The 14,181-nt window shown below is 35.1% G+C and carries 16 protein-coding genes; 10 read left to right on the top strand and 6 right to left on the bottom strand.

The window, feature by feature from the left end:
- Positions 1-31: 31 nt before the first annotated feature.
- The 5 genes from C4H12_RS03855 to C4H12_RS03840 all read right to left on the bottom strand — a co-directional run bounded on the left by C4H12_RS03855 (position 32) and on the right by C4H12_RS03840 (position 3,530).
- On the bottom strand, positions 32-577 hold the full coding sequence (locus tag C4H12_RS03855) for a hypothetical protein (protein WP_106097757.1): 546 nt from the start codon (positions 575-577) through the stop codon (positions 32-34).
- Positions 577-2,094 carry a helicase HerA-like domain-containing protein gene (locus tag C4H12_RS03850; protein ID WP_106097756.1) on the bottom strand — a complete coding sequence of 506 codons (1,518 nt, stop codon included), beginning with the start codon at positions 2,092-2,094 and terminating at the stop codon, positions 577-579. Before C4H12_RS03850 ends, C4H12_RS03855 begins: the two co-directional genes overlap by 1 nt.
- 124 nt (positions 2,095-2,218) lie before the next feature.
- Positions 2,219-2,419, bottom strand: coding sequence for an SGNH/GDSL hydrolase family protein (locus tag C4H12_RS13765; RefSeq protein ID WP_217352120.1), 201 nt, complete (start codon positions 2,417-2,419; stop codon positions 2,219-2,221).
- Entirely contained in the window at positions 2,416-2,859 is a 444-nt protein-coding gene (locus C4H12_RS03845) for a GDSL-type esterase/lipase family protein (RefSeq protein ID WP_217352119.1), read from the bottom strand. The genes C4H12_RS13765 and C4H12_RS03845 overlap by 4 nt, the downstream gene beginning before the upstream one ends.
- Positions 2,860-2,936: 77 nt before the next feature.
- Entirely contained in the window at positions 2,937-3,530 is a 594-nt protein-coding gene (locus C4H12_RS03840; RefSeq protein WP_106097755.1) for a master DNA invertase Mpi family serine-type recombinase, read from the bottom strand.
- A 165-nt stretch (positions 3,531-3,695) separates the two neighbouring features.
- Between C4H12_RS03840 and C4H12_RS03835 the strand changes: the two genes are divergently transcribed.
- Together C4H12_RS03835 and C4H12_RS03830 are read left to right on the top strand one after the other, a co-directional pair.
- Positions 3,696-3,980 (top strand): hypothetical protein, encoded by a 285-nt coding sequence (locus C4H12_RS03835; protein ID WP_129588204.1) that lies wholly within the window; start codon positions 3,696-3,698, stop codon positions 3,978-3,980.
- Positions 3,977-4,501, top strand: coding sequence for a TaqI-like C-terminal specificity domain-containing protein (locus C4H12_RS03830; RefSeq protein ID WP_106097754.1), 525 nt, complete (start codon positions 3,977-3,979; stop codon positions 4,499-4,501). The genes C4H12_RS03835 and C4H12_RS03830 overlap by 4 nt, the downstream gene beginning before the upstream one ends.
- Positions 4,502-4,648: 147 nt before the next feature.
- On the opposite strand, the gene C4H12_RS03825 is transcribed toward C4H12_RS03830, so the two are convergent.
- The gene (locus C4H12_RS03825) at positions 4,649-8,305 is read right to left on the bottom strand and encodes an Eco57I restriction-modification methylase domain-containing protein (RefSeq protein WP_106097753.1); all 3,657 of its coding nucleotides are present in this window, start codon (positions 8,303-8,305) and stop codon (positions 4,649-4,651) included.
- 431 nt (positions 8,306-8,736) lie between these two features.
- Here C4H12_RS03825 and bshA point away from each other — a divergent pair, with 431 nt between their 5' ends.
- From bshA to C4H12_RS03785, 8 genes are all read left to right on the top strand, one after another.
- A complete protein-coding gene (gene bshA, locus C4H12_RS03820; protein WP_106097752.1) occupies positions 8,737-9,855 on the top strand; it encodes an N-acetyl-alpha-D-glucosaminyl L-malate synthase BshA in 1,119 nt (372 codons plus the stop codon).
- A 59-nt stretch (positions 9,856-9,914) separates the two neighbouring features.
- Positions 9,915-10,769: a YicC/YloC family endoribonuclease gene (locus tag C4H12_RS03815; protein WP_106097751.1), complete on the top strand. Its 855-nt coding sequence runs from the start codon at positions 9,915-9,917 to the stop codon at positions 10,767-10,769.
- Positions 10,770-10,830: 61 nt separating this feature from the next.
- Positions 10,831-11,397 (top strand): guanylate kinase, encoded by a 567-nt coding sequence (gene gmk, locus C4H12_RS03810; RefSeq protein ID WP_106097750.1) that lies wholly within the window; start codon positions 10,831-10,833, stop codon positions 11,395-11,397.
- A complete protein-coding gene (nadD, locus tag C4H12_RS03805) occupies positions 11,394-11,978 on the top strand; it encodes a nicotinate (nicotinamide) nucleotide adenylyltransferase (protein WP_106097749.1) in 585 nt (194 codons plus the stop codon). Before gmk ends, nadD begins: the two co-directional genes overlap by 4 nt.
- 71 nt (positions 11,979-12,049) lie before the next feature.
- Entirely contained in the window at positions 12,050-12,409 is a 360-nt protein-coding gene (locus C4H12_RS03800) for a VOC family protein (protein ID WP_106097748.1), read from the top strand.
- Between the two features lie 44 nt (positions 12,410-12,453).
- Entirely contained in the window at positions 12,454-12,921 is a 468-nt protein-coding gene (locus tag C4H12_RS03795) for a low molecular weight protein-tyrosine-phosphatase (protein ID WP_106097747.1), read from the top strand.
- A gap of 4 nt (positions 12,922-12,925) precedes the next feature.
- On the top strand, positions 12,926-13,546 hold the full coding sequence (recR, locus tag C4H12_RS03790) for a recombination mediator RecR (RefSeq protein ID WP_106097746.1): 621 nt from the start codon (positions 12,926-12,928) through the stop codon (positions 13,544-13,546).
- A gap of 29 nt (positions 13,547-13,575) precedes the next feature.
- Positions 13,576-14,151 (top strand): DUF3109 family protein, encoded by a 576-nt coding sequence (locus C4H12_RS03785; protein ID WP_106097745.1) that lies wholly within the window; start codon positions 13,576-13,578, stop codon positions 14,149-14,151.
- Positions 14,152-14,181: the final 30 nt, after the last annotated feature.

The raw sequence follows: 14,181 nt of genomic DNA, 5'->3' as shown, positions 1-14,181 counted from the left end.
TCACACAGATTGGACTATGTGAGGTTTTGTTTTAGAAATTAATAGTAATGCGAGTGATTTTAGCGTTTTCGTCTATATCATTCTCGGTAATAGCATCGGTAAGGCTGAAAGCATTTTTCAGTGCTGAATGAGCAAAAGTAAAATAGAAATTCTGTCCTTTTGGGCTTACAATAACACTGCTAAGAGAAGGTTCGATACTCAATTCAGGGTATTTGGTTTTTACATCTTTAAAAGTGCTTTCCAATGAAATTCCTTTTTCGGTAGTGTATTGAGATGAGAGTACAAATACACTTTCCACTACTTTTTCTCCTTTATCATTAGTGGTAGGAGTGATTTCAAGTAGTTCTTTACCGTCTTTGCTAAAAATAGTAATACGTTCAGCACTAGCATAGCGTAATTCGCCTTCTAATGAAGAGTTCACAATAGAATCTTTTGCAAAAATAGAATCTAATTTTTGTATAGGAGTATCTTTTTGTAGTACTCCTACATTGGTATTTGTAATTAAAAAGTCGTTTTTGCTGTTATTACAAGCAACAAGCCCTATAAGAGCTACGGCAGTGATAATGTACTTTTTCATTATTTAATAATTTTTTTTAATATTCCTAATACGCCACGCATAAATGTAGCACTAGTAACCATCTTTACTAAAGGGTTTTGTGTAGTGCGTTTTGTGCTTTTTGTGGCAGGAGCTTTTTCGGCAGCCTTTGTTTCCTCTTTCTGTTTTTCTTCTTCTTGGTGTACTTCTTCTATTTTTTTGTTTAGTATTTCGTAAGCACTTTCACGATCTATTACTTCATTATATTTTGTCACCAATTCAGACTTATCTACTAAGAGATTAATTTCCTCATCTGATAATACATCCATCCTACTCATAGGGGCGCGCATCATTGTAGATACTAAGGGTGTAGGGATACCCTTTTCATTAAGAGCAGTGATGAGTGCTTCACCTGTACCTAAAGAGGTAAGTGTTTCGGTAATATCATAAAATTCGGAAGTAGGGTAATTCTCGGCAGTGAGCTTAATAGCTTTACGGTCTTTGGCTGTAAAAGCACGAATGGCGTGTTGTACTTTTAAACCTAATTGAGAGAGTACTGCATCGGGTATATCGGTAGGGTTTTGGGTACAGAAAATGAGTCCTACGCCTTTAGAACGTATTAGCTTTACGATATTCTCTAACTGGTTAAGTAGTGGCTTGGAAGCCTCATTGAATATAAGATGCGCCTCATCAATAAAAATTACTAATTTAGGTTTTGCTAAATCACCTACTTCGGGGAAAGTAGTGTAGATTTCAGCTAACAAACTGAGCATAAAGGTAGAGAACAGCTTAGGGCGGTCTTGAATATCGGTAAGGCGGATGATGTTCACATACCCTTCACCTGCTGCATTGGTACGCAAGAGGTCTTGTGGATCAAAACTGCGTTCGCCAAAAAACAAATCGCCGCCTTGGTGCTCTATTTCGACCAGCTTTCGCAGGATAGCACTAGTGGATGATTTGGAGATTGTTCCGTATTCTTTATCAAAACTTGCTTTACCTTCTTCGGTAGCGTATTGTAGTATTTTTTTTAGGTCTTTTAGGTCTAATAACGGTAGAGAATGGTCGTCACAGTATTTAAATACTACTGCTAATACGCCTTCCTGTACATCGCTTAATTCTAAGATGCGTGAAAGGAGTACTGAGCCAAATTCGGAAATTGTAGCTCTCATACGGATACCTTTTTGCTTAGAGATACTAAGCAGCTCGGTAGGGAAAGCTTGAGGCTGAAAATCGAGCCCCATTTTGCCTAATCGTTCGAGTATAAAGGGTTTTACCTCACCACTCATACCAATACCACTAAGGTCGCCTTTAAGGTCCATTAGCAGTACGGGTACTCCTTTTTTGGAGAGGTGTTCTGCCATTACTTGTAGTGATTTGGTTTTACCTGTACCTGTAGCCCCTGCTATGAGTCCGTGGCGGTTTAGGGTTTTGAGAGGTATATTAACATACACTTTATCAAGAGGTTGTCCTTCATATACAGCTCCTCCAAGGGTGATGTAATCTCCTTTGAAGGTATAGCCGCTGTGCATAGTTTGTTTAAAAGTGTCGATATTAGCCATTGAGCGAATTAACAATTAAGAATTAGCAATTAACAATAAGTGATAGTGATTTGAGAGTGCAAAGATAGAAAAAAAACTGAAAAGTAGAAAGGGAAGGCTAAAAAAAGTTTTTTAGGGTGGCTATTTAAAGGTATGGTTTTATAATTTCGCTCCACAATAAATATCCTTCGCCCAGCAAATGCAATCCGTCATTGGTATAGATTTTATTCATTTTATTGGTTCCTTTTTCAAGGAAATGAGAATATATATCGATGTATTTTACTTTATACTCTTGGGCTATGTTTTGGTAGTGTAGGTTAATTTCTTGAATAAGCTGGGGTTTCATATGCCCTTTAAACATTTCGAAATCGGGATTGTTTGAATATAAATTTTTGTTTTGGGCGATTCGGTTTGTATTTTTTCAACAATTCGCCTCATATTCATTACAATATTTTCTACTTTTATTCCGCGAGAAATATCGTTAATACCGATGAGAATGAATATTTTAGCGGGCTTACCTTTAACAACGGGGTCTAATCGGTCGTAGACACCTTCGGAAGTATCGCCGCTAATACCTCTGTTTTTTACGTGTTTTTGAGGAAAGAGTTCAGCCCACTCGGCACCATTGGTAATACTATTGCCAATAAAGACAATATCTTTAGGGGTGATAGGCAGTTTGCTAAATAAACTAGCACGCTGCATATAAAAGGTTGAATATTTTTGAGTTTGTGCTTGGCTTACTTGAGTAAGTGATAGCGCAAAAAAGATAATTAAGATGCGTTTCATATTTCTGTAAATATTAAAAAAGTGCTACAAATGTATTATAAAAAAGTTGGAAAGCCTAATAAAATCAGATAATAAACTTATAATCGTTCTTTTACAAAAGCACTTACTGTAAGCCTATGCACCCCAAGAATACGCCCAATAGCCGAATACGATACTTTTTTCTCTAAAAGCTCCTTAATTTTCTTTTCTTGCCCTGTCAGTTTTGTTTTAGCGGACTTACTACCTTTAGGGCGACCGAGAACTACTCCTTCAGCTTTCTTGCGTGCTAATGCCTCTTTGGTACGCTGACTGATAAGGTTACGTTCAATCTCAGCAGAAAGTCCAAAAGCAAATGCCAACACTTTGCTATTGATATCGCTCCCCAAGCGATAATTATCTTTGATAGTCCACACCTGAATATCGCGGTTCATACACTCATTGAGCACCCCCATAATCATCAGTAAGTTACGCCCCAAACGCGAAAGCTCTGAACAAATAAGCACATCGCCTTTTTTCATTTTTTTGAGGAGTTTACCCAATTGTCGTTCTTGTACTTCTTTAGTACCTGAAATAGTTTCTTCAATCCACTTATTGACAACTAATTGTTGTTTTTCACAAAACTGATTAATTTCAAAACGTTGGTTTTCTACTGTTTGTCGGTCTGTACTGACTCTAATGTATCCGTAAATCATCTTTTAAAAATTATTTAAATAGTTATTAAAAAAACAATATACAAATTTTGTAGAAAATAAATCATTTTCTGTCTATATTAATACTGCTATACCCCTTTATTTTTTACCAGCCTTTACGTTAGGCAACACGCCCAATACACCCAATTTAAAAATGCAGATAGCTGGGTGATACTTTCCGATATAGAACAGCGTATCAAGGCTAAAATTGAAGCTATCGGTACCCCGCTTAAAGATTGGGATATCAATATTTACAGAGGAATTCTAACAGGTTATAATGAAGCCTTTATTATAGATAAAGCAAAAAAAGAAGAGATTTTAGCCAATTGTCAAACAGAAGAAGAACGACAAAGAACCGCTGAAATTATAAGACCCATTTTGCGTGGCAGAGACATAAAAAGGTATGGATATGAATTTGCTGATTTATACTTGATTAATACTCATAATGGATAAAAGAAAAAGGTATAAAACGCATAGATATAGATGATTATCCAGCTGTAAAAGTTCATTTAGATACTTTTTACGAACAATTAGAAAAAAGACAAGACAAAGGTGATACTCCTTACAATTTAAGGAATTGTGCTTATATCGAGGATTTTTATAGCCAAGTATTAGCTTGGCAAAGAATAACAAAAGAAAATCAATTTTGCTTAACTGAAAAAGGTATGGTAATACTTGATAGTATGGCTTTTATCTCAGGAATTGAACAATATAAATATTGGCTCTTAGCTCTATTGAACTCAAAGTTAATATATGCTTGGGTAAAATGGAATGTTCATGAATATGGAGACACCGGTTTTAGACTTTCAAATCAATATGTTCAAGAAATACCTATTATTTTTCCCAAGGATAAGGAAATTGAACAAGAAATAATTACATTACTCAATGAAAAACAATATCATAAAATAGATATAATTATATATAAACTTTATGATTTATCAGATGAAGAAGTTGATTTTATTGAAAACATTTAGAATGTGATAATAAAGTACCTCCTTCTTTTTCCGGAGGTACTTTATTGTTCTTACCTTAAATATTTTCTATAAAAGCAATTTCATCTTCATTAAAATTAAAAATATCATTTATAAAACAATTAATTTGATTTTCTAAATTATAGGTATCTATATTTCTTTTTTCAATTCGACAATCTCGGAAACTTTATTTTCTATTATTTTTATCTTATCAGACTTTAATTGAGGTATTGGAATTCTTGTCAATGATTGTATATTTAGCATAATGTCTCCCGCTCCTGTTGTATCACTATTGTTATAGATAAAATATTTTCCAAAAGAGCTACATAAAAAACCTAATATGTAATATAAGTTAATCTTAGCTGTTATAAAAGAAGCAGGAGCTGTAAGAAATTTTCCTTCTTCCAAAATAGAAAAAGCTAAATTTTTTCCTACTGCTTTCCACACAATTTTCTGTTTATAAAAATCCTCCCAATAGCTTATGCTATCTTGTGTTTCAAACCATTTATTATTAGTCTTTTTTCTCGCTCCTTTATCACCTGTTTGTTTCAGTCTATCATAACCGAAGCTTAAAAGATGTTGTTTTACAGCAGGATAGCTTTCTATATCTATCTTTAGGCTTGGAAAAGTGGTAATAATGTAAAGGTCTGCAAATTCATAACTATATCGCTTAATATCACGCCCTCTCAATATCGGTCTTATAATTTCTTCACTTTTAGGGTCTTGGGCTATAAGTTCAGCACGTTTTTTTCCATCTATGATAAAAGCATCATTAAAGCCTGTTTTGATACCATAGTTTATCTGTATATCCCAATCTTTAAGTGGGGTACCGATAGCTTCAATCTTAGCCTTAATGCGCTGTTCAATATCGGAAAGTATTACCCAGCTATCGGCATTTTTAAACTGAGTGGTTTGGGCGTGCTGCCTAACGTAAAGGCTCAATTCTTTTAACTCCTTATCTTTTACAATACAAGCCAACGTATTAAAAGTATTTTTTTCTTTGACATATAGCAGTATGTTTACATCTACCGTTGCCGTTTCAAACACTTTAACTCCTGCAAAATCTATAAGAATAAGAGGGTTCGTATTTTCTATAAAGAACTTACGAGTTGCTTCACCATAACCAGCTCTCATCCACTTATTAGAAGTAATAAAATTACAAATACCACCTTGTTTTAATAATTGATATGCTTTTTCGTAAAAGAGGCAATAAATATCCCCTGTACGTGCAAAAGTTTGAAAGGACATTTTTTCTAAGATAGTAGTCATTTCTCCCATCTTTTGCAATTGTATATACGGCGGGTTGCCCACTACTATATCAAAACCTATATAGTTCCCTTCATCATCTAAAACCTGCGGAAACTCAAAACGCCATTCAAAAGCATTTTCATAAATTTTATTACTATTAATAGCTTCTATTTCGGTTTCTATTTTTTCTATAGCTGACTCTAATTGCTTTTTATGCTTCTCTTGTTCGGGTGTAAGGGCATCCTGAAAAAGCTGTGCTGACTCATATTTTAAAAAGTACTCCGATTTAAGTTTTTGCAATTCTTTTACTTCTTTGCTATTCTTATTAATTTCAGTACGGAAATTATTTTTAATTTTATCTATAAAATGTTCTAATTCCCACTTTTGTTCCTTATTTTCAGCATTTTGGTACTTATGAAAAGCATTTTTATACTCTGCTATCGATATTTTAGTCTTTTTTAAAGCTGTTTTTAGGTCGGTATCAAGAGGAAAACGGCTTAATAAAGAGTTACCATTCTTGATATTGATATCAATATTAGGCAAAGTTTCTAATTCAGTAGCATTTTTGTAGTAAGCATTCTTCAAAAGCTCAATCCATAAACGCAAACGACAAATTTTTACTGAATTGGGGTTGATATCTACCCCGAAAAGACAATTTTCAATGATAGTCTTTTTCTCATTAAAAAGTGTTTTTTGCACTATTTGGCTTTCGGTATTCTTAGGGTTGTAGCGGAAAAAGCGTTCGTTATCATCAGCTTCATATACTAAAAGCTCGTCGTTTTCTATCTTTATTTGGTGATGAATGCGGTTTTTATGCTCGTCTTGCAAAATCTTCAAATCGCTTTTCATCGCTATAAACTCATTAAGGGCAGAAACCAAATAATGCCCCGACCCTACTGAGGGGTCACATATTCTAATTTGGTTAATAATAGCATTAGCTTCCTCTCTGGCTTCTTTATTAAAAGGGTCGATACGGTCTTTTAGTTCATCGAAGTTATTAAGGTGCCAACCTTTTATTTCATTGAATTTCTGTACAGTAGCTTTTCGCAAAGACTCTTCACACATATACATTGTGATAATACCAGGGGTGAAGAAAGAACCGTCTTTATAACCATTTATTTTTTCAAAGATAAGTCCTAATACTGCTGCATTGATAAGAGTTTTGTTTTCTTCTTGAATCTCAACAGAACCTTCACTACTAAAATCATAAGCATCTAAAAAATCGAGTAAGTATTGCAACGATTTAAGAGACCCTGTACGTTTTTTGCCTTGTGTATTTTTTAGCACTGTAGTAGGCAGCAAGGGGATTGTTTTATCATCAGGGAGATTACTTATAAGCAAAGTGCTATGCTCTAATTCAGTAGGTTCAAATAATGAACTATTCAGGTAAGGTATTTTCGGATAGGCAGCTGCAATTTCCTTGCTTCTATCATTGTAATCTTTAGCAAGTACTTCAAAAAATAAGCGTTCCAAAATATCATACTCGGTTATTTTGTTGAAGTTCAAAAATGCATAGTCTTGCTCATTATCTTTATGATAGGCAATAAGCTGAGCTTCTAACAATTTGAGGAAAAGCACTCTATTAATCCAAGTAATATTGAGTTCTAAAGCTACATTAAAAAGGCGTTCTTCATAAGTTTCGCCATACGAAGCTGCATTTTTTAGTTGCTTAATTTTATTGAGACTGTGCAACTTAGAAATGGTTTCTTCTAACATTGTCCCTTCGTTGCGTTCTCCCTCTTTAGGACGTTCTATAAGTATTTGTCCGCCGTTTTTAGTTTCAGCAAGCCCAATAATATGAAGCAGTTCAGCATAAAAGCCTTTATCTAAAGTATTACTGTCGTTTACAAAAGGTAATTTTAAAAGATGTTGGGGAGATAAGATTTTGTACAGAGGGATTAACTCATTATCATCTTGAGAATTATCATTTTCAACAATACTTTGAAAGTCTTTAAGGTTGAAATAAGTATAATGAAGTTCTTCTTTTACTTTCTCAATAAAAGGTTGTGCGATTTCTTTATAAAAATGTTCAGTTTTATTACCTAAAGCAGTGCCATTAATAAAATCAGTATAGTGCTTTACAAGAGTTTTATTTTGGGCAAATAATTTTTCAAATATTTGAGCATCAAAAATAAACCACTCATACACATTGGTAATGATAAGGTGTTTTATATCAATGTTTTTCTGTGTAATGCGCTCACCTAAAAAATACCATACAAGTTCTTGTAAAGCCTTAGCATTCAAGTCTTCACAAGTTACCATTTCGGACTTATTAGAGAACTTTTTTGTCTCAATAATCACACCTGCAGTATTATCAGGTAGCGCTCCATTGCGAATAACAAGGTCTTTACGCTCTTTAGTATTCATAAAGTACGCTTGCTTATAGTAAGTATTTTTGAGAAAATCAGAAATGAGATTTTTATTATACTCTTCACTTTCATTATCATTAATGAGAGTGAAGAGGCGCTTGAAATTTTCCTTAAATTCGTTTATTTCACTCCTACTAGGTTTAAGTTTTAGGAAAGCCTTATTAAGATTTGTTAAGATATTATTTTTCATATTATATGCTCTTTTTAACAGGGCAAAAGTAGCAAATGTTTTTGAAAGAGCAAAGTTTTATTGAATGAAAGCTTAGTATTGTTTGCATACTTTTGTATATCATATATTTAGCTGTGCTGGCTCACTGACTTTTTCTAGACTACGCCTATGTACATATTTATTTGTGTGAATTTGCTGATAATCCTTTGTTGTTTGTTCTTTTATTCTACGTTGTGGAGCCACTGTAGAGCCACTGTGGAGCCACTAGAAGAATTAGAAAATTAGCAAATGTGAAAATTAGGAAATTAGCAAATGTGAGAATTGGCAAATGTAGAAATTAGCAGATGTGAGGTGAGGGTTTGGAGTAAAAAGTTGTTGGGAGAGTGTGGTAGGGAGGAAAGTTGTTTTTTCAAAATAAAGTCGTATCTTTGCATTAACTTAAAAACAAAAAAATGAATATTGCCATTGTATGTTACCCTACTTTTGGGGGAAGTGGCGTGGTTGCTACTGAATTGGGACTGGCGCTGGCGCGCAAAGGTCACCAAGTGCATTTTATCACTTATAGCTATCCTGTGCGGCTTGATTTCTTGGAAATGAATATCCATTTTCACGAAGTACACGTGGAGGAGTACCCTCTGTTTCATTACCAACCATACGAGTTGGCATTATCGAGCAAAATGGCTTATGTGATAAAAACGTATCGTATTGATGTGCTACACGTGCATTATGCTATTCCGCATGCTTATGCGGGTTATATGGCTAAACAAATGCTTAAGCGTGAGGGGATTGAGGTTCCTATGATTACTACATTACACGGTACTGATATTACACTGGTGGGAAATCATCCCACATATAAGGATGCGGTGCGATTTAGTATTAACGAGTCGGATATAGTAACCTCGGTATCGGAAAGTTTGAAGAGTGATACGCTGCGTCTTTTGGGAGTGGAAAAGGATATTAAGGTGATTCCGAACTTTATCAATCTTAAAAAGCCTGCCCCTATATCACCTTGTAAACGTGCGATAATGGCGGCACCGGATGAGCTTATTGTTACGCATATAAGTAACTTTAGGAAGGTGAAACGCGTGGATGATGTGGTGAGGATTTTTAATGGCATTCAGCAACGGCTTAAAGCTAAGCTTATAATGGTAGGTGATGGGCCAGAACGTGAGATTGCAGACCAGTTATGCAAGGATTTGGGTATTAAGAAGAAAGTGCTTTTCTTGGGTAATACATCGGATATTGATAAGATTTTGTGCTTTACAGACTTGTTCTTATTGCCTTCGGCTTCGGAAAGCTTTGGTTTATCGGCTTTGGAGGCTATGGCTGCTGGGGTGCCTGTTATCTCTAGCAATGCAGGAGGTTTGGGAGAGGTGAATGTACAAGGGGTATCGGGCTATTTGTGTGATATAGGTGATGTGGAGGCTATGGCTGAAAAGGCTATTTACATCTTAGAAGATACAGAACGATTGGCTACTTTTAAAAAGAATGCTAAGAAAGCGGCGGAACGTTTTGACGAAGAAACTATCATACCTATGTATGAAAAATTGTATATGGAAATTGCTAATTAGCAAATTTGCTAATTTGTAAATTATTCGTATCTTTGCATTTAATTTAAAAAAACGATATTATGATACAATCGATGACAGGCTTTGGCAAAAGTGTATTTTCGTTGCCCGATAAACATATCAGCATAGAAATAAAATCGCTGAACAGCAAAAGTATTGATATAAGCACTCGCATTCCGTTAGTATACAGAGAGAAAGAGCTTGAATACAGAAAGCTTATAGGAGAGCAATTGTTGAGAGGTAAAGTAGATTTTAACATTTTTGTAGAAAATATAGGTACGCAAACGCCTTCGACTATTAATCAGAATATCGTAAAATCATATATCGAACAGATGCGCTCTATAGTGGATGGTGAGCCTGTGGAACTGCTAAAAATGGCAGTGCGTATGCCTGATGCCCTACAAAATAGCTCTGAAAGTATTTCGGAAGAAGAATTTGGTACGATAATGACTAATATACAGCTGGCTATAGCTGATTTGCAGGCATTTCGTACCCAAGAAGGTAAAGTGTTGGAAAAGGACTTTGTACTGCGTATAGGTAATATAGAGCAGTTGTTAAAAGAAGTAGAAGCCCTTGATAGTGAACGCCTTTTACTAATAAGAGAGCGCTTAGAAAAGGCAGTAACTGATATTAAAAATGTAGATGCGAACCGCTTTGAACAAGAACTTATTTTCTATCTTGAAAAGCTAGATATTACTGAAGAAAAAATACGCTTGAAGAAGCATTTGGATTACTTTTTGGAAACCTTACGCAGTAATGATAGTAATGGGAGAAAACTTAGCTTTATAGCTCAAGAAATAGGGAGAGAAGTGAATACGTTAGGCTCTAAAGCTAACTTTGCCCAAATACAGCAGTTGGTAGTACAAATGAAAGATGAATTGGAGAAGATAAAGGAACAAGTACTAAACGTTCTATAATGATGTACAGATAGAACTATAAAACAACATTAAACGTATCAAACTGAGGTTATAAAGAGAAATGAATAAACTGATTATTTTTTCGGCTCCTTCGGGAAGTGGTAAGACTACTATAGTGAGGCACTTGCTATCACTTGAGAAGCTGAATTTAGCTTTTTCCATTTCGGCTACTTCAAGAGCTCCGCGTGGGACTGAGGAGCATGGTAAGGAATATTATTTTCTGACGGCTGAAGATTTTAAAGATAAGATTGGACAAAACGCCTTTATGGAATGGGAAGAGGTGTATGCGGGGTGTTATTACGGGACACTAAAGGCAGAAGTAGAACGCCTTTGGGCTATGGGCAAACATGTAGTATTTGATATAGATGTGGCAGGAGGATTGCGATTAAAACAACAATACCCTGAGCAGACTTTGGCTATTTTTGTGCAGCCTCCTAGCTTAAAAGTCTTGGAAGAGCGCTTGCGCAACAGACAAACAGAAACAGAAGAGAAAATACAGATGCGCCTTGCTAAAGCTGAGCAAGAAATGGCTACCGCTAAGGGGTTTGATGTCATTATTAAAAATGATGATTTGCAACAAGCCTTACAAGAAGCAGAACGTGTAGTAACTGAATTTATCGGTAGATGAACAAGCAAGTAGGTTTATTTTTTGGGTCATTTAACCCCATTCATATAGGGCACCTAATCATTGCTAATCACTTGGTAGAGCATAGTACAATGGATGAGTTATGGTTGGTAGTTACGCCTCAAAATCCGTTTAAGGAGAAGCAATCATTATTGGACAATCACTTACGATTGGAGATGGTGAATTTGGCAGTAGAACAGTACCCTAAGTTACGTGCCTCAAATATTGAATTTCAGTTGCCACAACCGAATTATACAGTAAATACCTTGGCATATTTGGAGGAGAAATATCCTAATGTAAGCTTTGCCCTAATTATGGGAGAGGATAACTTAAAGAGCCTGCATAAATGGAAGAACTATGAGCATATTTTGGCACACTACCCTATTTATGTGTATCCGCGTATATCGGAGGGTGAATTTCCTGATACTTTAATACAACACCCACAAATAAAGCGAGTAGCAGCTCCTATTATAGAACTATCGGCTACTTTTATCCGTGAAGAAATAAAAGCAAAACGGAATGTACATCCGCTACTACCTGAAAAAGTGTGGCAGTATATTGATAAAACAGGGTTATACAGTTGATAATTAGCAATGAGTAATTAGCAAATAAAACTTGTTGAAGGAATTTATAAAAATTAGCTTTAAACTTTGCAATGAGTACAAATATTAAGAAGTTTGTAATTCCTATTACTACTCATAAGAAAGAAGAAACTATTGAATTTTACAAAATATTAGGGTTTGTTTGCTATAATAAAGATACTTTTTTTAATGGTAATTTCTTTCTGAATATTTATGAAAAGGATGCTTATGTAGTAAAGGGTTTGAGTGATAATATGCAACATAACAATCTCTTTTTATTTTCAATGCAAATTGAAGATTTAGAAGCCTTTAAAACAGATTTATTAACTCATAAGATTTCTATAGAAAGAATAGATGAAATACCTATTGGAGAATATATTACAATAAAAGATCCTAATGGGTATAAGATTGTTATATATGAGTTGTATATCTGATTGTTTCCTCTGATAAATAGGGAACTGAAATAGTAAAAAAGAAAATGAAGAAAACAAAAATACTTATGGTTTGCTTGGGAAATATATGTAGATCACCTTTGGCAGAAGGTGTGATGAGAAGCAAACTTCCTGCTGATCGTTTTGAAGTTGATTCGGCAGGTACAGCCAATTACCATGTGGGCGATGCTCCAGACCCACGCTCTGTAGCTTCGGGTAAAAAACATGGAGTAGACATCTCGGAACTGAAAGGACGACAGTTCTCGGCTGCTGACTTTGCTGCTTTTGACTATATTTTTGTAATGGATAGAAGCAATTATAAGAACCTTATAAAACTAGCAAGCACAGACCGTGAACTACAGAAAATTTCGTTCTTAGCTGATGCTCTTGGTACTATGGAAAAACATGAAATACCAGACCCTTACTATGGTGAAGCAGCTGACTTTGAGAAGGTATATCAGATGATTGATATAGCTTGCAATAAGGTAGCTGAGAAACTAATTTCTAATAATTAAAAAATTGGATTTTTCATCAAAACTATTAGAGAATGCAGTGTATGAAATATCGCAGTTGCCTAGTATAGGAAAGCGTACTGCACTGCGATTGGCATTACATTTATTAAAACAACCTGAAGAACAATCGTTGCAATTAGCGCAAGCTATTGTAGATTTGCGTACCCATATACAATACTGCCATAATTGTCATAACATATCGGATGTAGACCTCTGTGAAATATGCGCTAACCCTATGAGAGATATAGGTGTGATTTGTGTAGTAGAGGATTTTCGTGATGTGATGGCTATAGAAAATACAGGTCAGTTTAAAGGACAATATCATGTGCTGGGTGGAAAAATATCACCTATTGATGGTATAGCTCCTTCCAATCTACATATAGCTTCATTAGTAGAAAAAGTGAAAGAAGGTAAAGTAAGTGAATTGATACTTGCCTTGAGTAATACTATGGAGGGAGATACTACTAATTTCTATATTTACAAACAAGTAGAACCTTATAATATTACAATTTCGACCATTGCACGCGGTATAGCTGTTGGAGGTGAATTGGAATATACTGATGAGGTAACATTGGGGCGTAGTATAGCACAAAGAATTCCGTTTGAAAAGGCTATTAAAGCAGTATAGCTTTAGATTATGGATAACACAAAAAGAAAATGATACAAGTAGCAAATACGATAATTTCAGAAGATATAGTAGAAAATGAATTTGTGTGTAACCTCAATGCTTGCAAAGGAGCTTGCTGTATAGAAGGTGATGCTGGAGCCCCAGTAGAAGAAAGTGAACTGAAGGTGATGAAACGCATCTACCCAGAAGTAGCTCCTTACCTTACTGATAAAGGGCGTGCAGCTATTGAGGCACAAGGTGTGTATGTAAAAGGTGAAGATGGCGAATGGGAAACACCACTGATTGATGGAGGTGAATGTGCTTATGTAGTACACAATGAACAAGGATGGGCATTATGCGCAATAGAACAAGCGTATAATGACAAAAAGATAGATTGGAAGAAGCCTATATCATGCCACCTATATCCTATTCGCTTGCAAGAGTACAGCTCATTCACGGCAGTGAACTATCACCGTTGGAGCCCGATATGTGATGAGGCTTGCTCCTTAGGAAAAGAACTGCAAGTACCTATCTATAAGTTTGTAAAAGAAGCTCTTATAAGAAAATTTGGAGAGCAATGGTATGAAGAACTCTGCTTTATAGCTGAGCACTTAAAGCAGAAATAAAGTGTTATAGATATTTTTTTAGGTAAAACT

The organism is Capnocytophaga sp. oral taxon 878 (genome assembly GCF_002999135.1).
Classification (GTDB): Bacteria; Bacteroidota; Bacteroidia; order Flavobacteriales; family Flavobacteriaceae; genus Capnocytophaga.
This window is presented reverse-complemented; position numbering and strand designations above follow the sequence as displayed.

What these genes read in the sequence shown, in the direction of transcription:
- C4H12_RS03855 (WP_106097757.1), bottom strand. Translation starts at nt 577, where the DNA reads ATGAAAAAGTACATTATCACTGCCGTAGCTCTTATAGGGCTTGTTGCT.
- C4H12_RS03850 (WP_106097756.1), bottom strand. Translation starts at nt 2,094, where the DNA reads ATGGCTAATATCGACACTTTTAAACAAACTATGCACAGCGGCTATACC.
- C4H12_RS13765 (WP_217352120.1), bottom strand. Translation starts at nt 2,419, where the DNA reads ATGAAACCCCAGCTTATTCAAGAAATTAACCTACACTACCAAAACATA.
- C4H12_RS03845 (WP_217352119.1), bottom strand. Translation starts at nt 2,859, where the DNA reads ATGAAACGCATCTTAATTATCTTTTTTGCGCTATCACTTACTCAAGTA.
- C4H12_RS03840 (WP_106097755.1), bottom strand. Translation starts at nt 3,530, where the DNA reads ATGATTTACGGATACATTAGAGTCAGTACAGACCGACAAACAGTAGAA.
- C4H12_RS03825 (WP_106097753.1), bottom strand. Translation starts at nt 8,305, where the DNA reads ATGAAAAATAATATCTTAACAAATCTTAATAAGGCTTTCCTAAAACTT.
- bshA (WP_106097752.1), top strand. Translation starts at nt 8,737, where the DNA reads ATGAATATTGCCATTGTATGTTACCCTACTTTTGGGGGAAGTGGCGTG.
- C4H12_RS03815 (WP_106097751.1), top strand. Translation starts at nt 9,915, where the DNA reads ATGATACAATCGATGACAGGCTTTGGCAAAAGTGTATTTTCGTTGCCC.
- gmk (WP_106097750.1), top strand. Translation starts at nt 10,831, where the DNA reads ATGAATAAACTGATTATTTTTTCGGCTCCTTCGGGAAGTGGTAAGACT.
- nadD (WP_106097749.1), top strand. Translation starts at nt 11,394, where the DNA reads ATGAACAAGCAAGTAGGTTTATTTTTTGGGTCATTTAACCCCATTCAT.
- C4H12_RS03800 (WP_106097748.1), top strand. Translation starts at nt 12,050, where the DNA reads ATGAGTACAAATATTAAGAAGTTTGTAATTCCTATTACTACTCATAAG.
- C4H12_RS03795 (WP_106097747.1), top strand. Translation starts at nt 12,454, where the DNA reads ATGAAGAAAACAAAAATACTTATGGTTTGCTTGGGAAATATATGTAGA.
- C4H12_RS03785 (WP_106097745.1), top strand. Translation starts at nt 13,576, where the DNA reads ATGATACAAGTAGCAAATACGATAATTTCAGAAGATATAGTAGAAAAT.